Origin of the sequence: Ensifer sp. ENS06, from assembly GCF_014852205.1 — a bacterium.
GTDB lineage: Bacteria > Pseudomonadota > Alphaproteobacteria > Rhizobiales > Rhizobiaceae > Ensifer > Ensifer adhaerens.
In genome coordinates this window covers 159,093-182,393 of sequence record NZ_JACVBC010000011.1, presented here as the reverse complement: position 1 = coordinate 182,393, position 23,301 = coordinate 159,093, and the positions used below count along the sequence as shown (strand labels likewise).

General features: G+C 63.1%; 25 protein-coding genes and 1 tRNA gene. 14 read left to right on the top strand and 12 right to left on the bottom strand.

Going from position 1 to position 23,301, the window contains the following annotated elements; translation table 11 throughout:
* The first annotated feature begins 541 nt into the window (after positions 1-541).
* Positions 542-1,588, top strand: a complete 1,047-nt coding sequence (locus tag IB279_RS28715; RefSeq protein WP_112771921.1) for a low specificity L-threonine aldolase — start codon at positions 542-544, stop codon at positions 1,586-1,588.
* A gap of 24 nt (positions 1,589-1,612) precedes the next feature.
* Here the strand turns inward: IB279_RS28715 and IB279_RS28710 are convergent, their stop codons facing one another.
* A complete protein-coding gene (locus IB279_RS28710; protein WP_192340102.1) occupies positions 1,613-2,470 on the bottom strand; it encodes a LysR family transcriptional regulator in 858 nt (285 codons plus the stop codon).
* Between the two features lie 95 nt (positions 2,471-2,565).
* On the opposite strand from IB279_RS28710, the gene IB279_RS28705 reads away from it, so the two are divergent.
* Positions 2,566-3,558: a bile acid:sodium symporter family protein gene (locus IB279_RS28705; protein ID WP_060517617.1), complete on the top strand. Its 993-nt coding sequence runs from the start codon at positions 2,566-2,568 to the stop codon at positions 3,556-3,558.
* An 84-nt stretch (positions 3,559-3,642) separates the two neighbouring features.
* Here the strand turns inward: IB279_RS28705 and IB279_RS28700 are convergent, their stop codons facing one another.
* Positions 3,643-4,104, bottom strand: coding sequence for an Hsp20 family protein (locus IB279_RS28700; protein WP_034786801.1), 462 nt, complete (start codon positions 4,102-4,104; stop codon positions 3,643-3,645).
* Between the two features lie 388 nt (positions 4,105-4,492).
* Here IB279_RS28700 and IB279_RS28695 point away from each other — a divergent pair, with 388 nt between their 5' ends.
* The gene (locus IB279_RS28695) at positions 4,493-5,458 is read left to right on the top strand and encodes an alpha/beta fold hydrolase (RefSeq protein WP_112771920.1); all 966 of its coding nucleotides are present in this window, start codon (positions 4,493-4,495) and stop codon (positions 5,456-5,458) included.
* Between the two features lie 109 nt (positions 5,459-5,567).
* Here the strand turns inward: IB279_RS28695 and hisN are convergent, their stop codons facing one another.
* Positions 5,568-6,341 (bottom strand): histidinol-phosphatase, encoded by a 774-nt coding sequence (gene hisN / locus IB279_RS28690; RefSeq protein ID WP_060604796.1) that lies wholly within the window; start codon positions 6,339-6,341, stop codon positions 5,568-5,570.
* Between the two features lie 439 nt (positions 6,342-6,780).
* Entirely contained in the window at positions 6,781-7,662 is an 882-nt protein-coding gene (locus IB279_RS28685) for an N-formylglutamate amidohydrolase (RefSeq protein ID WP_060517614.1), read from the bottom strand.
* A gap of 200 nt (positions 7,663-7,862) precedes the next feature.
* Between IB279_RS28685 and cpdR1 the strand changes: the two genes are divergently transcribed.
* The 3 genes from cpdR1 (at position 7,863) to IB279_RS28670 (ending at position 9,832) form a co-directional block, all read left to right on the top strand.
* Entirely contained in the window at positions 7,863-8,228 is a 366-nt protein-coding gene (gene cpdR1, locus IB279_RS28680) for a response regulator CpdR1 (RefSeq protein ID WP_034786813.1), read from the top strand.
* Positions 8,229-8,488: 260 nt separating this feature from the next.
* Positions 8,489-8,563, top strand: a tRNA-Val gene (locus IB279_RS28675).
* A gap of 576 nt (positions 8,564-9,139) precedes the next feature.
* Positions 9,140-9,832, top strand: coding sequence for an alpha/beta fold hydrolase (locus IB279_RS28670; RefSeq protein WP_034786814.1), 693 nt, complete (start codon positions 9,140-9,142; stop codon positions 9,830-9,832).
* Between the two features lie 91 nt (positions 9,833-9,923).
* Here the strand turns inward: IB279_RS28670 and IB279_RS28665 are convergent, their stop codons facing one another.
* From IB279_RS28665 to IB279_RS28650, 4 genes are all read right to left on the bottom strand, one after another.
* Complete coding sequence (locus IB279_RS28665; RefSeq protein WP_051659088.1) at positions 9,924-10,199, bottom strand: hypothetical protein; 276 nt, start codon at positions 10,197-10,199, stop codon at positions 9,924-9,926.
* A 32-nt stretch (positions 10,200-10,231) separates the two neighbouring features.
* Entirely contained in the window at positions 10,232-10,423 is a 192-nt protein-coding gene (locus tag IB279_RS28660; RefSeq protein WP_060530585.1) for a hypothetical protein, read from the bottom strand.
* Between the two features lie 85 nt (positions 10,424-10,508).
* Complete coding sequence (dapA, locus tag IB279_RS28655; RefSeq protein ID WP_034786819.1) at positions 10,509-11,447, bottom strand: 4-hydroxy-tetrahydrodipicolinate synthase; 939 nt, start codon at positions 11,445-11,447, stop codon at positions 10,509-10,511.
* Positions 11,448-11,458: 11 nt separating this feature from the next.
* Positions 11,459-11,950: a hypothetical protein gene (locus IB279_RS28650; RefSeq protein WP_034786821.1), complete on the bottom strand. Its 492-nt coding sequence runs from the start codon at positions 11,948-11,950 to the stop codon at positions 11,459-11,461.
* 301 nt (positions 11,951-12,251) lie between these two features.
* Here IB279_RS28650 and ilvD point away from each other — a divergent pair, with 301 nt between their 5' ends.
* A complete protein-coding gene (gene ilvD / locus IB279_RS28645) occupies positions 12,252-14,090 on the top strand; it encodes a dihydroxy-acid dehydratase (protein ID WP_034786822.1) in 1,839 nt (612 codons plus the stop codon).
* Positions 14,091-14,251: 161 nt separating this feature from the next.
* Positions 14,252-14,680: a lipocalin-like domain-containing protein gene (locus IB279_RS28640; RefSeq protein ID WP_034786824.1), complete on the top strand. Its 429-nt coding sequence runs from the start codon at positions 14,252-14,254 to the stop codon at positions 14,678-14,680.
* 18 nt (positions 14,681-14,698) lie between these two features.
* On the opposite strand, the gene IB279_RS28635 is transcribed toward IB279_RS28640, so the two are convergent.
* Together IB279_RS28635 and IB279_RS28630 are read right to left on the bottom strand one after the other, a co-directional pair.
* Positions 14,699-15,103, bottom strand: a complete 405-nt coding sequence (locus IB279_RS28635) for a GFA family protein (RefSeq protein ID WP_112771919.1) — start codon at positions 15,101-15,103, stop codon at positions 14,699-14,701.
* A 141-nt stretch (positions 15,104-15,244) separates the two neighbouring features.
* Positions 15,245-15,652, bottom strand: a complete 408-nt coding sequence (locus tag IB279_RS28630) for a GFA family protein (RefSeq protein WP_112771918.1) — start codon at positions 15,650-15,652, stop codon at positions 15,245-15,247.
* 95 nt (positions 15,653-15,747) lie between these two features.
* Between IB279_RS28630 and IB279_RS28625 the strand changes: the two genes are divergently transcribed.
* A complete protein-coding gene (locus IB279_RS28625) occupies positions 15,748-16,221 on the top strand; it encodes a MarR family winged helix-turn-helix transcriptional regulator (RefSeq protein ID WP_112771929.1) in 474 nt (157 codons plus the stop codon).
* Positions 16,222-16,232: 11 nt separating this feature from the next.
* Here the strand turns inward: IB279_RS28625 and IB279_RS28620 are convergent, their stop codons facing one another.
* Positions 16,233-16,679 carry a MarR family winged helix-turn-helix transcriptional regulator gene (locus tag IB279_RS28620; RefSeq protein ID WP_112771917.1) on the bottom strand — a complete coding sequence of 149 codons (447 nt, stop codon included), beginning with the start codon at positions 16,677-16,679 and terminating at the stop codon, positions 16,233-16,235.
* A gap of 61 nt (positions 16,680-16,740) precedes the next feature.
* Between IB279_RS28620 and IB279_RS28615 the strand changes: the two genes are divergently transcribed.
* From IB279_RS28615 to IB279_RS28600, 4 genes are all read left to right on the top strand, one after another.
* Positions 16,741-17,469 (top strand): thioredoxin family protein, encoded by a 729-nt coding sequence (locus IB279_RS28615; RefSeq protein WP_192340100.1) that lies wholly within the window; start codon positions 16,741-16,743, stop codon positions 17,467-17,469.
* 100 nt (positions 17,470-17,569) lie between these two features.
* Positions 17,570-18,046: a DUF1579 domain-containing protein gene (locus tag IB279_RS28610; RefSeq protein ID WP_112771916.1), complete on the top strand. Its 477-nt coding sequence runs from the start codon at positions 17,570-17,572 to the stop codon at positions 18,044-18,046.
* A 128-nt stretch (positions 18,047-18,174) separates the two neighbouring features.
* A complete protein-coding gene (locus tag IB279_RS28605; RefSeq protein ID WP_192340098.1) occupies positions 18,175-18,942 on the top strand; it encodes a VOC family protein in 768 nt (255 codons plus the stop codon).
* A gap of 452 nt (positions 18,943-19,394) precedes the next feature.
* Positions 19,395-21,212: a GGDEF domain-containing protein gene (locus IB279_RS28600; RefSeq protein WP_110819347.1), complete on the top strand. Its 1,818-nt coding sequence runs from the start codon at positions 19,395-19,397 to the stop codon at positions 21,210-21,212.
* On the opposite strand, the gene IB279_RS28595 is transcribed toward IB279_RS28600, so the two are convergent.
* Positions 21,184-22,095 (bottom strand): LysR family transcriptional regulator, encoded by a 912-nt coding sequence (locus IB279_RS28595; RefSeq protein ID WP_089044959.1) that lies wholly within the window; start codon positions 22,093-22,095, stop codon positions 21,184-21,186. The two genes, IB279_RS28600 and IB279_RS28595, sit on opposite strands and share 29 nt — an antisense overlap.
* 129 nt (positions 22,096-22,224) lie before the next feature.
* Here IB279_RS28595 and IB279_RS28590 point away from each other — a divergent pair, with 129 nt between their 5' ends.
* Positions 22,225-23,259, top strand: a complete 1,035-nt coding sequence (locus tag IB279_RS28590; protein WP_060604735.1) for an aldo/keto reductase — start codon at positions 22,225-22,227, stop codon at positions 23,257-23,259.
* Positions 23,260-23,301 lie beyond the last annotated feature (42 nt).

The window sequence follows — 23,301 nt, the reverse complement described above, 5'->3', positions numbered from 1 at the left end:
GTTGAACCCGGCACCGCCGGGCATGGCACCGCCCGCGCATGACTCTTCGTTGCGTGCAAAGACACGCCGAAAAGCCGGGGCACTCATCGTCTCATGATCCTGATCAGGTCGCAAATAAGCACGGCATCATCAGGCACTGATGTCTGCGACCATCCTGACGGCAGGCGATAACAACCGGATGAAATCCGGCCAATCCTCCCGCTTCGCACGCCGGATGCCACTTTTTTAGGCACTCACGGCGATTGTTCCGGTCCCTAGACCGAAATAGGACAGCAAACCTGTCCTATTTCATGTGCTCTATGCCAGAAACCACCCCCCTCTGCAAGAGGCATATCAGCAAATAATGGAGAAGATTTTGCCGAACATTGCCGGAAATTTCCGGCTTTTATAATTAAATTACGGCATATCGTCGTTTTCTTCATTTTGGTTTCAAACTGGTCTCCTGTTGGCCTTTCGGCCGCTGACCGTGATTGATCCGGCTATAAACTCGGCTAAGGTCGGCAAAAGCCGTCGAATTGACGGTGAAACAGGGTGAGAAGTGATGATTTTTTCGTCTGATAACTGGGCTGGCGCCCATCCCGCGATTGCCGAAAGCCTGATGGCCCATGCCGGCGGCTACGCGTCGGCCTATGGCACCAGCGAGCTTGACCGGAAGGTGGAGAAGAAGTTCGCGGACATCTTCGAAAGGGACGTCGCCGTCTTCTTCGTCGGCACCGGAACAGCCGCCAATTCGCTGGCACTGGCAACAGCCAACCGCGCCGGCGGCGTCGCCTTCTGCCATCGCGAGGCCCATGTCATCGCCGACGAATGCGGCGCGCCCGAATTCTTTTCGCATGGCGCCCGACTGAAACCCGTCGACGGACCGCGGGGCAAGATGGAGGCCTCCCGCCTTGAAGCCGAGATCCGGCGCTTCCCGCTCGATAACGTCCATGGCGGCCAGCCCAGTGCGGTATCGCTGACGCAGGCGACGGAAAGCGGCACGGTCTATGCGCTCGCCGAAATCGAAGCGATCGCGGCCGTCGCCAAGGGACACAAGCTGCCGCTGCACATGGATGGTGCGCGCTTCGCCAACGCGCTGGTCAGCCTCGACGTAACGCCCGCCGAAATGACCTGGAAGCGCGGCGTCGACCTCGTCTCCTTCGGCGGCACCAAGAACGGCTGCTGGTGCGCCGAGGCGCTGGTGCTGTTCGACCTCTCCAGGGCCCACGAGATGCACTTCCTGCGCAAGCGCTCCGCCCAGCTTTTCTCCAAGTCGCGTTTCGTCTCCGCGCAGTTCGACGCCTATTTCGCCGGCGATCTCTGGCTGAACCTCGCCCGTCACGCCAACGCCATGGCCACACGCCTGGCCGAGGGCATCGCCGCCGCAAAGACGAGCCGGCTTGCCTGGGCGGCCGATGCCAACGAGGTCTTCGCCATCATCAGCAAGGATGTGGCGGCGAAGCTCAGGCAGGATGGCGCCGTCTTCTACGACTGGCCAGTGCCGCACGACCTCGAGGGCAAGCTTGCTAAGAACGAGGGCCTCTATCGCCTCGTAACCAGCTTTGCGACCAAGGCCGAGGACGTCGACCGCTTCGTCGCCGGCTGCTGAGCGGTATCGGTATCAGCCCTGCCTTCAAGACTGCCCTTGCAGGGTCCTCAGATTGGCGAGGATTTCGACCGAGAGCGCCGCACTCAGCTTTCGGTCGACGCCCTTGCTCGGCACCAGCACGAATTCCACGTCTTCGAGCGGCGGCAGGAGCCCGGCCGGGATTTCCTTCAGCCCCGAGGGCACCATGCTGCGCGGCTGCACGAGCACGCCCATGCCTGCTCGGGCCGCCGCCGTCAGGCCGCTGAGGCTGCCACAGGTGCATACGATCCGCCACGGCAGGCGGTGGCGGTCGAGCACTTCGAGCGCGACGCTGCGGGTGATGCTCGGCGGCGGAAAGGCGATCAGCGGCAGCACCTTGTCGCGCTTGATCCTCTCGGGATCGCGCGCGAGCCAAACCAGCGGTTCGCGATAGACGAGCTCGCCTCTGAGGTCGCCGAGCCTGCGCTTGGCAAGCACCAGATCGATTTCGCCATTGTCCTGCATCTGGTAGAGCACGCCGCTCAAGGCCACCGTGAGCTCCAGATCGACGGACGGATGGGCGCGGACGAAGTCTTCCAGCACCGCCGGCAGCCGGCTCATGACGAAGTCCTCGGAGACCCCGAGGCGGAGACGGCCGCGCAAACTGCTTTCGGCAAACAGCGCCCGGACCTCGCCGTCGATCGCCAGCATCGAGCGCGCGTGGGCAAGCAGCGCCTGCCCGTCTGCCGTCAGCGAAACGCGGTGCGTATCGCGATCGACGAGCGTGCGTCCGAGCGAGGCTTCGAGCCGCTGGATATGCTGGCTGACCGTCGATTGCCCGAGCGATAGTTTTTTCGCTGCAAGCGTGAAGCTGCCCATCTGTTCGAGGGCGACGAAACTGCGCAACTGCACGAGATCCAACATGGCTCATCTCATTTCGTGATAACTGTTATTCCTTGCATCCTGCTTCACAATGAGCGATCCCCGCAAGACGTTCGTTAACGAGCAAGTGAGCTGATATGCGCCGCTACCTTCCCGATACCTTCACGATCCTGCTTCTGGCGACGGTGCTGCTTGCATCCGTCCTGCCGATCCATGGCGAGGCAACCGAATGGTTCGGATTGGCGACGAAGGTGGCTGTCGGCATGGTCTTCTTCCTGCACGGGGCGCGCCTGTCGCGCGACGTGGTGATCGCCGGCATCCTGCATTGGCGCCTGCACCTGACGATCCTTGCCTCGACCTTCGTGCTCTTCCCGCTGCTCGGCCTTGCGATCGGCTTCGTGCCGGATTCGATCCTGCCGCAATCGCTCTATACCGGCATCCTCTTCCTCTGCGTGCTGCCCTCGACGGTGCAGTCGTCGATCGCATTCACCTCCATGGCCGGTGGCAATGTGCCGGCCGCGATCTGCTCGGCGTCGGCCTCCAACATTTTCGGCATGTTCCTGACGCCGCTGCTCGTCGGGCTGCTGTTTTCCGCCGGCGGCCATGGCACCGTCACGCTCGATGCGGTCAAGCAGATCCTGCTGCAGCTGCTTGCCCCCTTCGTCATCGGCCAGATGCTGCAGCCCGTGATCGGCAACTGGATCCGCGCCCGCAAGGGACTGTTGGCGCCGGTCGATCGCGGCTCGATCCTGATGGTCGTCTACCTCGCCTTCAGCCAGGCGGTCACCTCCGGCCTGTGGCAGACGTTTTCTCTGACCGATCTCGGCGTGCTCGTCGTCATAGAGATCGTCATGCTGGCGCTCGTGATTGCCGTCACCATGTACGGCAGCCGCCTGCTCGGTTTCGACAAGGCCGACGAGATCGCCATCACCTTCTGCGGCTCGAAGAAGAGCCTTGCGAGCGGCGTCCCCATGGCAAGCGCCATCTTCGCCGGCCAGAACATCGGCGCGATCGTGCTGCCCGTCATGCTGTTCCACCAGATCCAGCTGATGGCCTGCGCGGTGATTGCCCAGCGTTATGCAGCAAGGAAAGCGGCTGCTTCCGCCATGCCGGTACCGGCCCAGCCCTGATTGATCCGACAACAAAAAACGGCGCCCGTAGAGGACGCCGTTCTTTGTGGGAGGTCTATTTCATGCCCTGTTCGGGCATGATGTTCAGAGGGTCTGAGCCTCGATCTGCTTCGGCTGCGATGCGACCGACGCGATCTCGATCCGGCGGGGCTTGGCGGCTTCCGGGATCTCGCGGGTAAGATCGATGTGCAGCAAGCCATTCTTCAGCGAAGCGGACTTGATCTCCACGTGATCGGCGAGCTGGAAGCGGCGCTCGAAGGCGCGCTTGGCAATGCCGCGATGGAGAAACTGGCTTTCTTCGCCCTTGTCCTCGGCCTTTTCGCCCTTGACCGTCAGCGTGTGTTCACGCGCCTCGATCGAAAGCTCGCTCTCGTCGAAACCGGCAACGGCCATGGTAATGCGGTAGGCGTTTTCGCCGGTGCGCTCGATGTTGTAGGGCGGGTAGGTCTGGGCTTCACCCGGCTGGCCGAGGCTGTCGAGCATGGTGAACAGGCGGTCGAATCCGACGGTGGAGCGGTAAAGGGGAGAGAAATCGAAGTGACGCATGGTGTCCTCCTTGGAGCAACTTTTGCGATGTCTGGTCGGCCACCCCATTCTGGCAGTGGCAGGACCGGTGAACGGACCCGTCTTCGGCGCCCGTGACCCTGATTTGGGGAGGCGATTTGACGACTTCAAGACGCCCCCGCCGACGATTTTTCCGTGAACCCGACATGAACGCCGGCTTCGGCTTCCGTTCAGCCCGGCGGGACTAAAACAAAATCCTGGGCCGCAACGCCCAGGCTGAAGTGACATGTCCCTTCCCCTTCAGCGGCCGGAAACGGTGATCGTCCGGATTTCACCCACCGTTTCCGGCTTTTTTCTTTGACGGCGAAGACCCTGCCGCCTATCCCTTGATGCTACCGATCAACACGCTTTCACCTCCGGCCACGACCCCATGACCTCGATCCTCCACGCGACACCGGACAATCCGATCCCGGACAATCATGTCGCTGGCTTTTTCGATGGCATCGGCGGCCGCAAGATCCGCTATGCAATCTTCAAGACGAAGCAGCCGGTGGCGCGCGGCACGGTCGTTCTGCTGCAGGGCCGCAACGAATCGATCGAGAAGTACTTCGAGACGATTGCTGATCTGACTGCGGCCGGGCTCTGGGTCGCCACCTTCGACTGGCGCGGCCAGGCCGGTTCCGAGCGGCTGCTGGCCCACCCCGGACGCGGTTATGTCGACCACTTTTCCGACTATGAGCGCGACCTCAGCACCTTCTTGGAACAGATCGTGCTGCCCGATACTCGCCTGCCCTTCTCGATCGTCGCCCATTCCATGGGCGCTCTCGTTGCCCTCTCCCTCGCCCCGATGCTGGCAAGCCGCATCGATCGGCTGGTGGTGCTCGCACCCTTCGTCGGCCTTGGCGGCCAGGCGCTCGGCGAAAAGAGCATCGCGACGGTTGCGACCTTCATGCGGCTGGTCGGCCTCGGCGCCCTGCCGGCACATCCCGACAAGGGCAACCGCCCCTTCGAAAACAACGTGCTGACGGCCGATCGCCGCCGCTACGCCCGCAACACCGCGCTAACCGATGCGCATCCGGAACTGAGGCTCGGCCCCCCGACGGCGCGCTGGCTGAGCGAGGCTTTCCACGCCATGCGCCGGGTCATCCGCCGCGAGCATCTGACCCGCATCACCCTGCCGACGATCATCCTGGCACCGACGGCCGATCGGCTGGTACCCCATATCGCGGTCGAATGGCTGGCGCGCAATTTCCGCGCCGCCCAGATGATCCCGATCGACGGCGCCCGACACGAGCTGCTGCACGAGGCGGACCGCTACCGCGCCCAGGCGATGGCGGCGATCCTCGCCTTCGTCATCCCCGAAGAAGGCGACGCGCGCGAAACCACCGCCGCCTGAAGCAAGCGGTCGCTCGCTACAGCGCCGCACGTCCTATCAGACGCGCAAAGGTCACTGTAACACGTTGATTTTACGGATGTCTGGACCGCCGCGCGAGGCGCAGGGCGCATCAGCCCTTCAGGATTTCCAGCGCCTGCGCGTGCAGTTCGGCATTGCCGGCAGCAATAACTTCGCCGCCCATTTCCGCCGGACCGCCCTGCCAGTTGGTGACGATGCCGCCGGCCTGCTCGATCAGAGGGATGAGCCCGCCGACATCATAGGGCTTCAGCCCGCATTCGATTACCAGATCGACATGGCCGGCGGCCAGAAGCGCGAATGCGTAGCAATCGCAGCCGTAGCGGAACAGACGCACCTTGCTTTGCACCGTCTCATAGCGGGTCTTGAGATCGCCGGAATAGAGATGCGGCGAGGTGGTGAAAAGCACCGCGTCGTCAAGCGATCTGCAGGCGCGGGTCGAAAGCACCTGCTCGCCACCCGGCCCGCGGTAGACCGATTTCGTGCCGTCGGCGAAATAGCGCTCGCCGGTGAAAGGCTGGTCCATCAGGCCCATGACCGCATCGCCATTGCGATAGAGGCCGACCAGCGTGCCCCAGACCGGCAAGCCGGAAATGAAGGCGCGCGTGCCGTCGATCGGGTCGATGACCCAGACATACTCGCGGTCGAGGCCAATATTGCCGTGCTCTTCGCCAAGAATGCCATGGTCCGGGAAATGCGCCTCGATCAGCGCGCGGATCGCCGCTTCCGCCGATTGGTCCGCTTCCGTTACCGGATCGAAGCCGCTCTCCAGCTTGTTGACCACGCTGGTCCCGATCCGAAAGCGCGGCAGGGTTTCCGCCTTGGCGGCATCTGCAAGGCGATCGAAGAAGGCGCGGTCAGGCAACATGGCGATCTCTCTGAAAAACATGGAGGAAGGTACGTCCTGCATAGACGAAATTTGTCGAAAGGCAAACGACCGAGCACGCCCACCTGCGGGCGTCGTCGGCGTCAGGGCCGAAGCATTTCGCACTGCACCACGACCGCTTCGCACTTCAAACGCGACTTTGGAGAATTCAATCGGTTGATTCGCCATTTCCGGCTGAAAAACTTTTGACGCGACGCAAAAGTTTTCACCGGCAAACTTGACATTTGTGCAGTGCAATATTATGGTTTTCCTACAGTCACCTGTGACTGTAAATACCCTCCTTGGGTGTTTCCTCCCTAGACTTGACCGCGCCGTTGGCGCGGTTTTTTTTGAACCTCCCCGACAGCAAAATACCAAGCGTCGCCAGTACCTTGCTGGACGCCATCCCGCTTTGCCGGTTGTTCCTGATTTTTGGGAAAGGCTACTCGGCCGCCAGCGGCAGGTAAGCGCCGTAGTCCTCGACGTGGCGGGCAAGCGAGCCGATGAAGGTCGTGAGATCGGCAACCAGCGCACCGAAGCCAGGTTTGCGCACCAGCGTCGCCTCGTCGACATAGAGCGCCCGGTTGATCTCGATCTGCAGCGCATGCAGCCCGCGCGTCGGCCGGCCGTAGTGCTCGGTGATGAAGCCGCCGGCATAGGGCTTGTTGCGCACGACGCTGTAGCCGAGCTGCTGCAGCAGATCGACCGCAGCGCGCGAAAGCTCACCGGCAGCACTGGTACCGTAACGATCGCCGATGATGAAGTCGGGCCGCTGGGCGCTGCCCGGCAAATGCACGTTGCCCGGCATCGAATGGCAGTCGATCAGCACCGAGAGGCCGAACTGCACATGGGTGCGGGCGATCAGCTTGCGCAAGGTGGCGTGATAGGGCTTGTAGATCGTCTCGATCCGCGTCAGCGCGTCCTCGACCGGGAACCGTCCGCGATAGATTTCCATGTTCTCGGCCACCAGCCGCGGGATCGTTCCGAGCCCGCCTGCGACGCGCATCGAGCTGATGTTGGCATGCGGCGGTAGCGGCCCGTCGAACATGCGCGGATCGAGTTCGTATGGCTCGCGGTTGACGTCGAGGAAGGCGCGCGGGAAATGCGCAAGCAGCATCGGCGCGCCGAGGAACGTCGCGTTCTGGAACAGCTCATCGACATAGTGGTCTTCCGACCGGCGAATCGAAAGCGCGTCGAGCCTGGACTGGTCGAGGAAACTCTGGGGATAGGAGCGGCCGCTGTGCGGCGAATTGAACACAAAGGGAATGCGCTGGATTGGAGGTTCAAGGACCTCGAACAGTTCCCTCTCCGCAATTTCCCCCATCTGAACCCTTTTTTACCATATGCGGTACTTGCAATTGTCATCATGTTGCCAGTTGGCCCGCTCTGTGTCCATAGTGGCCAATCACAGCATCCCGGGGAATTGACGTCCCGCGTTCACGAGATATTTACCGCGTTGCGGTTTGGATAAAACGCCGCAATCTACGCGCAATGAACTGAATAAAGAGAAGCACGGCCCAATTCATGACTGCGAAAATCCTTCTTGCCGAAGACGACAACGACATGCGCCGGTTCCTGGTGAAGGCGCTGGAAAAGGCCGGCTACAAGGTCATGTCCTATGACAACGGCGCCAGCGCTTACGACCGGCTTCGCGAAGAACCGTTCTCGCTCCTTTTGACCGACATCGTCATGCCTGAGATGGACGGCATCGAACTGGCGCGGCGCGCGACGGAACTCGACCCGGACCTCAAGGTCATGTTCATCACCGGCTTTGCCGCCGTTGCGCTCAACCCCGACAGCAAGGCGCCGAAGGATGCCAAGGTGCTGTCCAAGCCCTTCCACCTGCGTGACCTCGTCGACGAGGTCAACAAGATGCTGGCTGCTGCCTGATCAAGGCAGTTTTCCACAGGCGCGACGTCCCGCGACTGTAAAGAATGCGACTTAGAACCGACCGCCGCGATCCACAGGGATCTCCGGCGGTCTTTTCGTTTCAATACCTTAGCAGAAACCCAGCAAATCCGGCGTCTTGCCGGTGTCTCATCGACGCCGCCCCCATGGGGAAAATCACCGCCTCTAAATTTCTGTCAAAAAACCTTCGAAAACCCTATTGACGCGACAACGGCTTTTGTGGTCTATGCGCCACATCGGATGGGCGTGTAGCTCAGCGGGAGAGCACTACGTTGACATCGTAGGGGTCACAAGTTCGATCCTTGTCACGCCCACCATTCGAATTCAAAGGCCTTTCGAGAAATCGAAAGGCCTTTTTCGTTTCCCTCGATTTCTTTCTGGCAGCAACAGACGAACGGCCCGCTCGCCGCGGCCTTGATCAAAACGCTGTGCGCCAAGTTGCCCACAGCCAACGCTCAGACTTTGGTCCGACGGGGGCCGGCAAAGGTCCGGGGCGCATTGTCGAATCGGCTTCGCGGTGACTTGATGCCGATGCGCCCGGAAGCACAGCCCGCCTCCTGGGCGCAACCGGTCCCAGAGCGATGCCCCGTAGCCCCAATACGCCGCTCTGGGACCCCGTCTTCTCCTCATCCTGTCGCCATCGGCCTGCCATCGCGGCCACCGCCTGCGGGGACGCGCAGGGTTGGTCTTCCGTCACGAAAATTTGTGGTTTGCGTCATGGAACGCACGCCTTCCCGCCCTAATTTACGTCCGCAATCTCAACGCCTTGCCACGCGCCAGGCGCAAAGCAAGGGAACCCACCAAAACCGACGACGGGCAGCATGCCTCGCCTCACCACGAGCGAGTGTGATGCCGAACCGAGCACCTCTCCATTCGAGCGAAAGGAACTGATCATGCCGGCAGTCAAGAACATCGTGCTTGTGCACGGCGCCTGGGGTGATGCCTCCCATTGGCGCCACGTCATTCCGCCGCTCCACGCCAAGGGCTACAGAATTGCCGCGGTTCAGAACCCGCTGACCTCGCTTGCCGACGACGTCGAGCGCACCCGCAAGCTGGCCGAATCGCTCGAGGGCCCGACCCTGCTCGTCGGCCACTCCTATGGTGGTGCTGTTATCAGCGGCGCCGGTCATGCGGCCAACGTCGTCGGGCTCGTCTATGTCGCGGCCTTCGCGCCGGATGAAGGCGACAGCCTCGGCAGCATCTTTGCAAGGCGCGAGCCGCCATCCGGCGCCGCCAGCATCCGTCCCGACAAGGACGGCTTCCTCTGGCTGGCGCAGGATACGTTCCGTGAGAGTTTCGGCCAGGACCTGAGCGAGACCGAAGCACTGGTCATGGCGGTCGCACAGAAACCGATCGCCGGGCGTTGCTTCGAGGACAAGGCCGGGGCTCCCGCCTGGAAGACGAAGCCCAGTTGGTACCAGGTCTCGCGCCACGACCACATGATCCCGCCGGAAACCGAACAATGGATGGCCGAGCGCATCAAGGCGAAGAAGATCATCACGCTCGATGCCAGCCACGCCTCCCTTGCCTCGCACGCCAAGGAGATCGTAGCGCTGATCGACGAGGCGATCGCTTCGCTCGGCTGAGCGTCCGCCAGCGCAGCACCCCGACAAGAGAAAACCCCGCCAGCGCCGAGCTGGTGGGGTTTCTTCCTTACGCCTGCATCAGGATGCGGCGTCAGGCATAGGCGCCGCGCCGGCGCTGTCGCATGGCCCTCGGCCTGCGCGAAAACGTATCAAGATCGATGGCCGCCCCTTCCGGCGCGCGACACACCTCCTCCGGATGCCGGTCGCTCGCTTCCACGGCGAAATGGATTGCGGCGCTCTCATTGGTAAAGAGGCCGCCGACGAGACCCTTGCGGTCGGATACGACCCACCAGCCGTGCCGGTCGCGGCCGACGACGAAACGCGCGCGCGCCAGGAAACCACGACGGATCTGCTGCATACTGCCCATGATCGAACAATCCTTTTGACGAAAGCGAAGCCTTAGCCGGCAATCCACGGAAGTGCCGCCTGGATGCCGTAGGCAAGGCCGAGGACGACGGCGAGCCTGATGCCGATACCGAGAAAGGCATCGCGAACGGCGCTGTCCCTGGGCGGAAGGCGCTCGGCGCGCTCGCTGCTTTCGACGCGCCGGCGCTCAGCGGCGCGCGCGGCAAGATGGGGGAAACGGGACATGGTCTTTCCTTTCGGGTGAGATGGATGCGGACGGCGGGAGCCGCCGCGGCAATCGGGCACGACAGATCCGTGCGATGACGAACCGTCAGCCAGCAAGCGCGATGCGCACCCCGCGGCCGATCTGAGTGGAGGCTGGAAGCTCGGTCAGCGGTTCGAGCGCCGCGCGGATCTCGGCCGCCGTCTCCGGCGCCACCTGCGTCAGCGGCAGACGCACCTCCGGGCTGAGCGCCCGCACCAGGTGCAACGCGTATTTCACCGGCCCCGGATTGGTCTCGCGCTCCAGCGCCGTGAGCAGCGGGCGGAGCCGCTCATGAAGGGCGAGCGCCGCTGCGACATTTCCGGTCGTGACAGCCTGGTGCATGGCGACCACCAGCCGCGGCACGACATTGGACGCCACCGAGATGGTGCCGTGACCGCCGCAGAGATTGAACGGCAGCGCCGTCTGGTCGTGACCCGAGAGCTGCATGAGCCTGGCCTTGAGAGCTGGCGACGAAGACAGGAAGCGACCGACGTCGCCGGTGGCGTCCTTGATGCCGACGACATTTTGAAGCTCCGCCAGCCGCTCGATCGTCCGCGCGGCGAGATCGACCCCGGTGCGCGAGGGCACATTGTAGATGATGACGGGAAGATCCACCGCCCGGGCGACCGCCTCGAAGTGGCGATAAAGCCCCTCCTGCGACGGCTTGCTGTAATAGGGCGCAACGACGAGCGCCGCGTCGGCGCCGAGCGTTCTGGCTTCCGCCGTCAGTTCGATCGTCGTCGCAGTACTGTTGGTGCCGGTTCCGGCGATAACCGGGATCTTGCGTTCCGCCACCTCGACGCAGCGTTCGATCACCATGGCCCGTTCCGCCCGCGACAGCGTCGGCGCCTCGCCGGTGGTGCCGCAGGCGACGACGCCGGAAATGCCGTGTCGGATCTGCCATTCCACGAGCGACATCAGGCCGACGACATCAACCTTGCCGTCCCGGAACGGCGTGACGAGCGCCGTGATCGCGCCTTCGAGGCGCAGCGAATGCATGTTCATGGAAATATCCTTCAGGTGGGAAGTTGGCCACGGCCGGCAGCAGCCGCAAGCTGATGGCCGCGGCAGGAGCGCAGGAAGGCGCCAAGGATCGCCGCGGCAAGGTCGGCATGCCGTGCCTTGAAGGTGATGCGGCCGGCTCCGGTTGGTTGATAGCGCAGCGCGCAGGTCCACAGCCCGAACTCGTGACTGAGCGTTCGAAGGCACAGTTTCGCTTCGGTCGCCGACGTCAGGTGAATGACGGCATCGACCAGCGCATCGGCGGCCATCAGTTCACGGAACCGACGCGACGGCCATTCTCCAGCCGTCAGGTCCGGCAGGTCCGCGATCACCCGCACCGCCTCCCAGACATGGTGCTCGCGCAGGCGGCGAACGCCGGTGAGCCGCAGCATGAGCGCATCGAGCGCCTCCGGAGCCCTTTCGCCACCGGTGAGCTCAGGGCCCGCATCGACCTCGCGTAGAGCCCCGGGCAAATGACGGTTGATGTTGAAATCCTGGAGAGACATGGCACGCATCCCTATTCGATGCGACAAGGCTAGACCCGTCAGGCGTCCAGTTTCGATTGCGACTTCAGGCGCTCGACATAAGATTTCCGTAAAGCGCTTCGGCGGGTGTTGTCCAAGGCGCCGGCCGCGGTCTAGATTTGATTTCCGAAGCGGCGAAAGCCTGGCGCGACAGCGCGCGCAGCGTCGAAATAATCTGACGCAAAAGATGACGCGCGCGCAATTTTGCGCTAGGTAGCCCCTTCGGTGGCGATCAGGGATCGCCATTCCCGAGCAATACCACTTGTCCGTGAAGGAACATGCCATGCCTGCCTATCGCTCACGTACCACCACCCACGGCCGCAACATGGCCGGTGCCCGCGGCCTCTGGCGCGCGACGGGCATGAAGGACAGCGATTTTGGCAAGCCGATTATTGCGGTGGTGAACTCGTTCACCCAGTTCGTGCCCGGCCACGTGCACCTTAAGGATCTTGGCCAGCTCGTCGCCCGCGAGATCGAGGCTGCTGGCGGCGTCGCCAAGGAATTCAATACCATCGCCGTCGACGACGGCATCGCCATGGGTCACGACGGCATGCTCTATTCGTTGCCGTCGCGCGAAATCATCGCCGATAGCGTCGAGTACATGGTCAACGCCCACTGCGCCGACGCCATGGTCTGCATCTCCAACTGCGACAAGATCACGCCCGGCATGCTGATGGCGGCGCTGCGTCTCAACATCCCCGCCGTCTTCGTTTCCGGCGGCCCGATGGAGGCCGGCAAGGTCGTGCTGCACGGCAAGACGCATGCACTCGACCTGGTCGACGCCATGGTCGCCGCAGCCGACGACAACGTCTCGGACGAGGACGTCAAGGTCATCGAACGCTCGGCCTGCCCGACCTGCGGCTCTTGCTCCGGCATGTTCACCGCCAACTCGATGAACTGTCTGACCGAAGCGCTCGGCCTGTCGCTGCCCGGCAACGGCTCGACGCTCGCCACCCACGCCGACCGCAAGCGCCTCTTCGTCGAGGCCGGCCACCTGGTCGTCGATCTCGCCCGCCGCTATTACGAGCAGGAAGACGAGAACGTGCTGCCGCGCAAGGTCGCCTCGAAGAAGGCGTTTGAAAACGCCATGGCGCTCGATATCGCCATGGGCGGCTCGACCAACACCGTGCTGCACATTCTCGCCGCGGCCCACGAGGGCGAGGTCGATTTCACCATGGCGGACATCGACCGCCTGTCGCGCAAGGTTCCCTGCCTGTCGAAAGTCGCTCCGGCGAAAAGCGACGTGCACATGGAAGACGTGCACCGTGCCGGCGGCATCATGTCGATCCTCGGCGAACTCGAGAAGGGCGGCCTCATCAACCGCGATTGCCCGACGGTCCACAGCGCCACGCTCGGCGACGCCATCGACCGCTGGGACATCACCCGCACGACCAGCGAAACCGTTCGCAACTTCTTCCGCGCGGCACCGGGCGGCATCCCGACCCAGGTGGCCTTCAGCCAGGAAGCGCGCTGGGACGAGCTCGACACCGACCGCGAAAAGGGCGTCATCCGCTCGGTCGAACATCCCTTCTCCAAGGATGGCGGCCTCGCCGTCTTGAAGGGCAACATCGCGATCGACGGCTGCATCGTGAAGACCGCGGGCGTCGACGAGAGCATCCTGAAGTTCTCCGGCCCGGCCCGCGTCTTCGAAAGCCAGGATGCGTCAGTCAAGGCGATCCTCGGCAACGAGATCAAGGCTGGCGACGTCGTCGTCATCCGCTATGAAGGCCCCAAGGGCGGCCCGGGCATGCAGGAAATGCTCTATCCGACGAGCTACCTGAAATCGAAGGGCCTCGGCAAAGCCTGCGCGCTGATCACCGACGGCCGCTTCTCCGGTGGCACCTCGGGCCTGTCGATCGGCCACGTTTCGCCGGAAGCGGCCAATGGCGGCACGATCGGCCTGGTGCGCGAAGGTGACATGATCGACATCGACATCCCGAACCGCACGATCAGCCTGCGCGTCGACGAGGCGGAACTTAGCCGTCGCCGCACTGAGCAGGACGCCCAGGGCTGGAAGCCGACCGAACAGCGCAAGCGCAAGGTGACGACGGCGCTCAAGGCCTATGCCGCCTTTGCCACCTCCGCCGACCGCGGTGCTGTGCGCGACCTCGGCGAACACTGACCAGTTACGTTCTGGCAGCGCCCGAGCGGCGCAAGAAACAACGAAGGGCTCCCGCGCGTCGGGGGCCCTTTTTCTTTGATCTCATCCTAGGGATCGGCCCGGCTTTGCCGGACAGGAAGCATCTGCTATTTTAGTTTACCCTAAAATCAAACAGGTGGGTCATGGCGGACGAGTCTGGATTGCTCGGCACCTGGAAGATGCTTTCCTGGACGCGCGAGGTCGTCGCCACTGGCGAGGTCACCGATGCCATGGGCCCTGATCCTATCGGCTATCTCTCGTACTTTCCCGATGGCCGGATGACCGCCGTTGTGGTGAAACGCGATCGACCGCAGCTCAAAGGACTCGTGCCGTCTCACGACGAAAAGGCGGCACTGTTTGATTCCATGCTCGCCTATTCCGGCTCCTATTCGCTCAAGGACGGCCGGATCATCCATCATGTCGAGGCAAGCTGGAACCCGGCCTGGGGCGTCTCCGACCTGATCCGCCCCTTTGTCCTGCAAGGGGATAAGCTGGTGATCTACGGCGCGCCGGGCGTGGACCCGGCAACCGGCGAGGAGGTCATCTATCACCTCGAATTTCGCAAGATGTAACCAGCTTCGCTGTGGGCTCTAGAGGTGACGGGTCTCGGCTGGCGCGTGGAACCAGTTGTTGTTGCGCCCGTCCATGTACTGCACCGGTGCTTCGGCCAGCACCGCCGGATCGAGGTCGTCGAGGCAGGCGAGGTTGACGGAGTAATAGGCGCCGCCAATCTCCTCGATATAGCCGTGGCCGAAGGCGGCAACGCCGCAGGTCCTGCAGAAGCGGTGATGCACGCTGTCGCTGCCGAAATGGTAGTCGGCGATATTGGCTTCGTCGCACTGCAGCCGGAAAGCGTCGGGCTTCACGACCGCCCCCCAGTAGCGCCGCTTCCAGCAAATCGAGCAGTTGCATTTGCCGGTGCCGGCATCGAGGTCGATGTCGGCCTCATAGCGGATGTTTCCGCAATGGCAGCTTCCCTTATAGGTCAGTTTCATACCCGTCGCTCCTGCGTGGCGGGCCAGGCAGGCCCCCTATTGCCGCCCACCCGGCAGGCGATATGCTGCCAGGTGAAGCTCATGCAGTCCATATGCCATATTGACAACATATTGTCAAATAGGAGTGAGATCTCGCACGCGTCAGAGATGACGGAATTCGGCAGGCGTTTCATCCCAGCGGTCGTTCCGGCCATCCAGATATTGCACCGGCACCTTAGCCAGGACCGTCGGATCGACATCGTCCAGCGTTGCGATATTGATGCTGCAATAGGCGCCGCCGAGTTCCTCGACATAACCATGGCTATAGGAGGCGATGCCGCAGGCAGGGCAGAAGCGGTGGTTGCCAACCTTGGCGCCAAACTGATAGAGCCCAACCTGATCTCCCGGTGACAGGAGGCGAAAATCCTCCTGCTGGACCTGTGCACCCCAGTAGCGGGCCTTGCCACAGAACGAGCAATTGCATCGCGTCGTCCCCGCATCAAGATCGAAAGTCGCTTCGTATCTGACCTTGCCGCAATGGCAACCGCCGCTGTAAGTCCTTCTCGCCATGCTCTCATCTCCCTTGCTAAAATGACTTGCTGAAACGACCACATCATGACAACATGATGTCATACAAACATTCACACGACGGTGGTGCTGTCAACATGAAAGATCCCGATCGGACACCCGCCGGAGACGCCTTTGCGGAGTTCGCCATATCGGTACTGCGGCTAGCCGGCCCGTTGACGCAGGCCGGCGACGCACTCGCCAAACCTTCCGGACAGACGAGCGCCCGCTGGCAGGTGCTGGCCGCGGCAAACCATGCGCCGATGTCGGTTGCCGATGCGGCACGCGCGCTCGGCCTTGCGCGCCAGGGGGTGCAGCGCATCGCCGATCTCTTGGAGGCCGAAGGGCTGATCGCCTACAGGGACAACCCGACCCACCAGAGGGCAAAGCTCATGGTTCTGACTGCGGCGGGAGAAACGGCACTGGACGACATCAAGGAGCGGCAGGCGGCCTGGGCGGACGGCCTGGGCGGCGCACTCGGCGAACGACGGCTGCGGCAGGCCTCTGCCTTGATCGCCGAGGTGATAGAGGTGCTCAAGGAGCGCCCCGCGCCAGAGCCGTCCGAGGACTGACCGGCCGCCCGTCAAGCCAGCCTTAAGAGATCGGCACGCAGGCGGTCCAAACCGCCGTCATCGAGCACCGGATCGAGCGCCTCATGCAGGTTCCGCCAGATCGGCACGGCGCGCGCCAGCAGCGCCTGCCCTTCGGTCGTCAGCCGCAATCGCCGCGACCGCCGGTCGTCGGCATCCGGGAAGCTTTCGACCAGGCCGCGCCGTTCCAGCGGCTTCAACGCCGCGGTCAAGGTCGTCCGGTCCATGGCGAGAAGCGATGCCACCGAGCCCATATTGGGCGGCGCCGGGCGGTTGAGCGACATCAGGAGAGAGAACTGTCCGTTGGTGATATCGAGCGGGCGCAGCGCCTCGTCGAACCGGCGGGCAATGGCGCGCGCGGCGCGTTGCACATGCAGGCAGAGGCAGGTGTCCTTCACATGCAGGGTAGTGTCGAACGAAACAAGTGGCATTTTTGACATGCCCGATTAATGTTGATATCAACGTAAATAGTCAAGTGCAACGTTGGAAGGAGGAACGGGCATGAGACAGGATCACGCAGTGGTATCGCCTGGAGAGTGGCTGAAAGCGCGCAAAGATCTGCTTGCGCTGGAAAAGGAACACACCCACGCACGCGACAAGGTCAATGCCGCCCGGCTGGCCTTGCCCTGGGTGAAGATGGAAAAGACCTACGTCTTCGATACGCGGGCGGGCCGCAAATCTTTGTCCGAGCTTTTCGACGGCCGCAGCCAGCTCATGGTCTACCATTTCATGTTCGGCCCCACCTGGGAGGCCGGTTGCCCCGGCTACTCCTTCCTGGTCGATCATTTCGCCGGCATGCTGCCGCACCTCAACCATCACGACGTGACGCTGGTCGCCGCATCGAACGCGCCGCTCGCAAAGATCGAAACCTACAAGAAACGCATGGAGTGGGATTTCCCCTGGGTCTCGGCGGAAGGCAACGGCTTCAACCATGACTTCCACGTGGCCTTTTCGCCAGACGAGCTCGCAAGCGGCAAAGTCGGGTACAACTTCACCGACATAGAAAGCGCCAATGCGCATGAGGAACTGCCCGGTCTCAGCGCCTTCCAGAAGGGCGAGGACGGCACGATCTACCACACCTATTCGTCCTATGCCCGCGGGCTCGAGGAACTCGTGGGCACACTGATGCTGCTCGACCGCGCACCCAAGGGGCGCAACGAGGACGGGACCATGAGCTTCGTTCGCCGCCACGACGAATATGATCGGGAGCCCGGACGCAAGGCGGGCTGAATTCCGCACCCCAGCGGACGGAACTTTTCGCCCGCAAAATCGTTTTGAGAACGCTCGCGTGCCGGGCCGAACGTCTGCGCCCGGTCAAGAAGGAAATCCCGTGAGAGCAGAACCGGAAGAAGCGCACCGCTGGCTCGAGCAATTGCTGGGCGATTGGCACGTTCGCACGGCCGGCTCCGATGGCAAGCCCGATGGCAGCGGGCCCTGGACCGAGCGTGTCCGGTCACTCGAAGGCCTCTGGATCGTCTGCGAGGGTCAGGGAACGATGCCGGGCGGCAGTTTCGGCCAGACGCTGATGGCGCTCGGCTTCAATCCGCAGACAAAACGTTACGTCGGCACCTGGGTCGGCTCGATGATGAGCCACATGTGGATCTATGACGGAGAACTGGACGCGGACGGCACGTCCCTCTCCCTCCACTGCAAGGGACCGGATTTCGAGAACCCCGGCAGGACCATGCGCTACCGCGACGTCATCACGCTTGCCGGGCCATCCCGTCGGCTGCTGACGGCGCAGGCGCAGACAGCGGACGGAAACTGGAAAGACTTGATGACGGCGGAATACCTACGTCGGGATTGAAAGCCGCGCTGACGACGGCCTTGGCTGTTCGGCCACGCATCATGTCAGGCTGACCCGACGACAGTTCATTCGAACAGGCAAACAAGTGGCGCCAGATGCGCCGCGCCAGAGCAAACCGGAGGAAGGCAATGGCAGATCACGGCAAATTCGTTTGGTACGAACTGATGACCACCGACATGGCGGCCGCCGAGACGTTCTACAAGGACGTGGTCGGCTGGGCCGCCAGCGATGCCGGCATGGCCGGTATCAGCTACACGCTGTTCAACGTCGGCGAGATTCCGGTGGCGGGATTGATGACCATGCCGGAAGGCGCGCTCGAAATGAACGTGCCGCCCGCCTGGCTCGGCTATGTCGGCGTCGACGATGTCGATGTGAGCGCCGCCAGCATCGCCGCCAAGGGCGGCAAGGTGCACCGGGCGCCGGACGATATCCCGGGTATAGGGCGCTTCGCCGTCGTCACCGATCCGCACGGCGCGGTCTTCTCGATCTTCAAGGGTACGGGCGATCCGCCGCCGGTCACCGACCCGATGGCCCCCGGACTGATCGGCTGGCACGAGCTTGCCTCGGGCGACCTCGACACCGCCTTTCCCTTCTATTCCGAACTCTTCGGCTGGACGAAGGACCAGGGCATGGACATGGGCGAAATGGGCATCTACCAGATCTTCGCCCATGGCGGCGCCCCGATCGGCGGGATGATGACCAAGCCGAAGGAAGTGCCCGGGCCTTACTGGCTCTACTACATCAACGTACCGGCCATCGATGCCGCCATCGAACGCATCAAGGCTGGCGGCGGCAAGATCGTGCTGGAGCCGATGGAGGTCCCCGGAGGCGCCTGGATCGTTCAGGCGCTCGACCCGCAGGGCGCCCTCTTCGCACTGGTCGGGCCGAAGCGCTGAGACGACTGCATGTCTCCTTAAATCGTCCTCGACGTAAGGGAACAGACTTGCAGAAAATCAAAGTGTTACAGCGACCTTAGCCCGTCTGATAAGACGCGCGACGCTTTAGGCCGCAGCACAGATCACGTTGCCGTGAAGAGTTGCTGAAGTAAAATGACGACCAACCAAGTCCAGGCCCGCTTTCGGCAAGAAGGCGGGCCGGATTTATTGCGATCATGGACCGGAAAGCGAATACGGGGGCCGCAAAGCTGGGGTCTGCCGTGCGCCGGGCGCATCCCTCGGTTGCGGATTAGCCCCTAGTATTTCAGGGTATTTCAAGATTATTTAACATCTTATACGATAGCAGGGGCGGCAAGCACACTGATTTCGGATGGGTTTCTTGTCGGGTGGCAAGAATTTGTCGCGATTGTCGAGCAGACGGGCGGCGACATGAGTGGAGCAACTTCGCGCATATGAGCAATAAGGGCAGCACCTATGCGTCCCCTCAGATGGGCGTGGGGGAAGCGCGTACGGCCAGGGCCCTGCGACGCAAGCTCCAATGGCTGGTGGCGATCGTCGTTGCCTGCACGGGCATTCTTGCGACCGAAATCATCGCCGCATCCTATAGCGACTTTGTCGTCGCGCGCCGCAACCTGACGGAAGTCATGGCCTTTTGCCGCGTCCTCGACGCCGCAAACTACCTCTCGGCCGAACGTGGCCCGTCCAACGGTGTGCTCGGCCTTGGCGTAGCGCCCGGCTCGACTGTCCAGGCGCGGCTGGCGGAGTTTCGTGCCCGCAGCGACGCGGCATTGGCTCAGATCACCGCCGACATCGACAATGCCAGCCGCTCCGAACCGGCCGGCGCGCTTTCGCCCATCCTGGTCGAGGTCCATCGTCGGCTGATGCTTGCGCGTGCGGAAGTCGATCGCATTGCGGCCCTTCCGCCGGAACGGCGGAACCTTGCCGAAATCGAAGCGACGATCGAGGCCATGTTCGGCGTGATCGATGCGCTTCGCCCCGCGATCGACTGGAACATTCAGCGCCTGACCAACACCGACCCGAACCTTGCGGGCATTGCCCTTGCAGCCCAGATGCTCGCCAATCTGCGCGAGGACGGCGGTCGCCTCGGCTCGCACGTCATGGCGCCCGTTGCCGTCGGCAAGCCGCTCGCGATCAAGAATCTGGCCGACAGCGAGCGCACGCGCGGCAGGCTGCAGGAGGTCTGGGCGATCGTCGGCAAGCCGGGCGCGCTTCCAGGCCTGGATCCGTCGAAGATCGGCGATCTCGCCAAGATCGACCGCGAGTTCTTTGCCGAAGGTTTTGCGATCATCGACAACATCGTCGCCGTCGGTAAACGCTCGGGCGACTACCCGATGACCGCCGAACAGCTCACCGACCTTTTCGTCCCGAAGATGAAACCGCTCGAAGATCTGCGTCGCGCCTTCATGGATTCGACCGTCGAGCGCCTGTCCGCCAACAAGACCCGCGCGTCGATCAAGCTCGCCGTGGCGAGCCTTGCGACCTTCTCGCTCTTCCTGATGTTGCTGATCTTGATGCGGCGCGCCCGATCGCTGGTGTTCGAACCGCTGCTTCTTGCGCGCCACAGCATCATCGAGCTTGCCAATGATCGCCCGATCGCGCGCCTTCAGGGCAAGGGCGGAGAAGGCGAAATGGGACGCCTGTTCGATGCGATCGATATTCTGCGCCAGCGCCTCGACGAGCGCACGCTGCTGATGCAGCATCTCGAACGCCAGGCGGAAACCGACGAACTGACCGGCCTGCTCAACCGCCGCGCGCTGGAGCTGATCGGCGGCGCGGAAGACACGGACGGCAAGGATCAGGACGCCTGTTTGATCCTGATGGACATCGACCATTTCAAGCAGATCAACGATACCCACGGCCATCTGATCGGCGACATCGTGCTTCAGGAAACCGCCCGCATCATCCGCAATTCCGTGCGCAATTCCGATCTCGTCGCCCGCTTCGGCGGTGAGGAGTTTGCCGTGATCACGCCCGGCGACAGCATCGAGTCCGCCCTAGCCCTTGCCGAAAGGATCAGGGTCAACCTCGCGCACGAACCGATCGTCCTTGCCGACGGACGGAAGCTGAACGTCACCGCCAGCTTCGGCGTGGCCGAGGGCCGCAGCGCGAACGGTGGCTGGAAGCACCTGATCGAACTTGCCGATAACGAGCTCTATCGCGCCAAGTCCGAGGGCCGCAATCGCGTCTGCGGCCAGCCGGCCGAAGCGACGCACCAGCCGTTCAAGGCGATGAAATCCGCGCGCGCTTAGCCAGGAAATCAAGTACCACCCGCACGCGCGCCGGCAGGGCTCCACCCTGCCCGTGGAACACCGCATGGAATGCCTCGATGTCGCCCGGGTTCAAGTGCTCGGCGACCGCCGTCAGCCGGCCGCAACGGATATCCTCCTTGACCGTAAACGTGGGCAGTCGCGCCAGGCCGACACCGGCGAGCGTAAGCTGGCGCAAACCCTCGCCGTCGCTCACGCGGACCTGCTCCGTCGGCGCCAGCGTGAAAGGCTCCCCGTTCGACAGGAGCGGCCAGCCATCGATCGAACGCGCATAGCTATGACTCAGCCTGTTCATCGCTTCGAGGTCGCCGACACTCTCGGGCATGCCGAACCGTTGAAGATAGGACGGCGCGCCCACGATCGTCATCGACGTGCTGCCGAGCTTGCGGGCGATCAGGCTCGAAGACTTCAGAGGACCGGCGCGCACGGCGATGTCGGCCCGCTCCGCCATCAGATCGACCACGGCGTCGGTCTGCAGGATATCGAGCGAGACCGACGGAAAGGCCGAGAGAAACGCCGGCAGCACCGGCATCAGCACATGCACCGCATAGGAAGCGCTGACGTTTAGCCGCACGCGGCCCTCGGGCGTTTCGCCTGAACCCGCCTCGCGCTCCGCCTCGTCGATATCGGCAAGTATGCGCACCGCCCGCTCATAGAAGGCACAGCCTTCCGCCGTCAACTGCAGCCGCCGCGTCGAGCGGTTGACGAGCCGGACGCCGAGCCTTTCCTCCAGCCTCTGCACGAGCTTGCTGACGGCCGAGGGTGTCATGCAGCAGACCTTTGCCGCGGCCGAAAAGCCGCCGAGCTCCACCGCCTTGGCGAAAACCGCCATCTCCCCCGAACGGTTGATAGACAAGCGCGACATGTGACTTCAACTCACAAATGATGTTCTTTCATCCGGTCTACATCGCAAATGGCCGCGATACCACCTTCTCCTGGTGGGCGAGCGGACTTCCGCTCTCGTAAAGACAAAACCAACGAGGAGTTTGACGACATGGAATACAGACGGCTTGGATCATCGGGACTGAAAGTGCCTGCCTTGAGCTTCGGCGCCGGCACCTTCGGCGGCAAGGGGCCGCTCTTCAGCGCCTGGGGCAACAGCGACGCCGCGGAAGCCCGGCGGCTGATCGACATCTCGCTCGAAGCCGGCGTCAATCTCTTCGATACCGCAGACGTTTACTCCGACGGTGCGTCCGAGAGCGTGCTCGGCGCGGCCATCAAGGGCCGGCGTGATGCCGTGCTTCTCTCCACCAAGATGGCATTGCCGATGGGCGACGGACCGAACGACGCCGGCACGTCGCGCACGCGTCTCGTCAAGGGCGTCGACGATGCCTTGAAGCGGCTCGGCACCGACTACATCGACCTTTTGCAACTGCACGCCTTCGACGCGGGAACGCCGGTCGAGGAGGTGCTTTCGACACTCGACAGTCTGGTTGCCGCCGGCAAGCTGCGCTACGTCGGTGCCTCGAACTTTGCCGGCTGGCAATTGATGAAATCGCTGGCTGTCTCGGAGAAGCACGGCCTCGTGCGCCACGTCGCCCACCAGGTCTACTATTCGCTGGTTGGACGCGACTACGAATGGGAACTGATGCCGCTTGGCGCCGACCAAGGCGTCGGCGCTCTGGTCTGGAGCCCGCTCGGCTGGGGGCGTCTCACGGGCAAGATCCGCCGCGGCAAGCCGTGGCCCGAAGGCAGCCGCCTGCACGACACTGCGGCCTTCGGCCCACCGGTCGATGATGAGAAGCTCTACGATGTCGTCGACGTGCTCGACCAGCTCGCGGAGGAAACCGGCAAGACGATCCCGCAGATCGCCATCAACTGGCTGCTGCAGCGCCCGACGGTCTCGAGCGTCATCATCGGCGCCCGCAACGAGGAGCAGCTTCGCCAGAACCTCGGCGCCGTCGGCTGGTCGTTGTCAGCGGACCAGATCGCCCAACTCGACGCGGCGAGCCGAACGACGCCGGCCTACCCCTACTTCCCCTACTACCGACAGGAGGGTTTTGCCCGCATCAATCCGCCGATCGTCTGACCGAGGATGGCCAATGTTTCGCACGCCCGTCCGGGCGTGCGA

Excerpts from the sequence above, each read along its gene's own strand:
- IB279_RS28715 (WP_112771921.1), top strand. The coding sequence starts at position 542 with ATGATTTTTTCGTCTGATAACTGGGCTGGCGCCCATCCCGCGATTGCC.
- IB279_RS28710 (WP_192340102.1), bottom strand. The coding sequence starts at position 2,470 with ATGTTGGATCTCGTGCAGTTGCGCAGTTTCGTCGCCCTCGAACAGATG.
- IB279_RS28705 (WP_060517617.1), top strand. The coding sequence starts at position 2,566 with ATGCGCCGCTACCTTCCCGATACCTTCACGATCCTGCTTCTGGCGACG.
- IB279_RS28700 (WP_034786801.1), bottom strand. The coding sequence starts at position 4,104 with ATGCGTCACTTCGATTTCTCTCCCCTTTACCGCTCCACCGTCGGATTC.
- IB279_RS28695 (WP_112771920.1), top strand. The coding sequence starts at position 4,493 with ATGACCTCGATCCTCCACGCGACACCGGACAATCCGATCCCGGACAAT.
- hisN (WP_060604796.1), bottom strand. The coding sequence starts at position 6,341 with ATGTTGCCTGACCGCGCCTTCTTCGATCGCCTTGCAGATGCCGCCAAG.
- IB279_RS28685 (WP_060517614.1), bottom strand. The coding sequence starts at position 7,662 with ATGGGGGAAATTGCGGAGAGGGAACTGTTCGAGGTCCTTGAACCTCCA.
- cpdR1 (WP_034786813.1), top strand. The coding sequence starts at position 7,863 with ATGACTGCGAAAATCCTTCTTGCCGAAGACGACAACGACATGCGCCGG.
- IB279_RS28670 (WP_034786814.1), top strand. The coding sequence starts at position 9,140 with ATGCCGGCAGTCAAGAACATCGTGCTTGTGCACGGCGCCTGGGGTGAT.
- IB279_RS28665 (WP_051659088.1), bottom strand. The coding sequence starts at position 10,199 with ATGGGCAGTATGCAGCAGATCCGTCGTGGTTTCCTGGCGCGCGCGCGT.
- IB279_RS28660 (WP_060530585.1), bottom strand. The coding sequence starts at position 10,423 with ATGTCCCGTTTCCCCCATCTTGCCGCGCGCGCCGCTGAGCGCCGGCGC.
- dapA (WP_034786819.1), bottom strand. The coding sequence starts at position 11,447 with ATGAACATGCATTCGCTGCGCCTCGAAGGCGCGATCACGGCGCTCGTC.
- IB279_RS28650 (WP_034786821.1), bottom strand. The coding sequence starts at position 11,950 with ATGTCTCTCCAGGATTTCAACATCAACCGTCATTTGCCCGGGGCTCTA.
- ilvD (WP_034786822.1), top strand. The coding sequence starts at position 12,252 with ATGCCTGCCTATCGCTCACGTACCACCACCCACGGCCGCAACATGGCC.
- IB279_RS28640 (WP_034786824.1), top strand. The coding sequence starts at position 14,252 with ATGGCGGACGAGTCTGGATTGCTCGGCACCTGGAAGATGCTTTCCTGG.
- IB279_RS28635 (WP_112771919.1), bottom strand. The coding sequence starts at position 15,103 with ATGAAACTGACCTATAAGGGAAGCTGCCATTGCGGAAACATCCGCTAT.
- IB279_RS28630 (WP_112771918.1), bottom strand. The coding sequence starts at position 15,652 with ATGGCGAGAAGGACTTACAGCGGCGGTTGCCATTGCGGCAAGGTCAGA.
- IB279_RS28625 (WP_112771929.1), top strand. The coding sequence starts at position 15,748 with ATGAAAGATCCCGATCGGACACCCGCCGGAGACGCCTTTGCGGAGTTC.
- IB279_RS28620 (WP_112771917.1), bottom strand. The coding sequence starts at position 16,679 with ATGTCAAAAATGCCACTTGTTTCGTTCGACACTACCCTGCATGTGAAG.
- IB279_RS28615 (WP_192340100.1), top strand. The coding sequence starts at position 16,741 with ATGAGACAGGATCACGCAGTGGTATCGCCTGGAGAGTGGCTGAAAGCG.
- IB279_RS28605 (WP_192340098.1), top strand. The coding sequence starts at position 18,175 with ATGGCAGATCACGGCAAATTCGTTTGGTACGAACTGATGACCACCGAC.
- IB279_RS28600 (WP_110819347.1), top strand. The coding sequence starts at position 19,395 with ATGAGCAATAAGGGCAGCACCTATGCGTCCCCTCAGATGGGCGTGGGG.
- IB279_RS28595 (WP_089044959.1), bottom strand. The coding sequence starts at position 22,095 with ATGTCGCGCTTGTCTATCAACCGTTCGGGGGAGATGGCGGTTTTCGCC.
- IB279_RS28590 (WP_060604735.1), top strand. The coding sequence starts at position 22,225 with ATGGAATACAGACGGCTTGGATCATCGGGACTGAAAGTGCCTGCCTTG.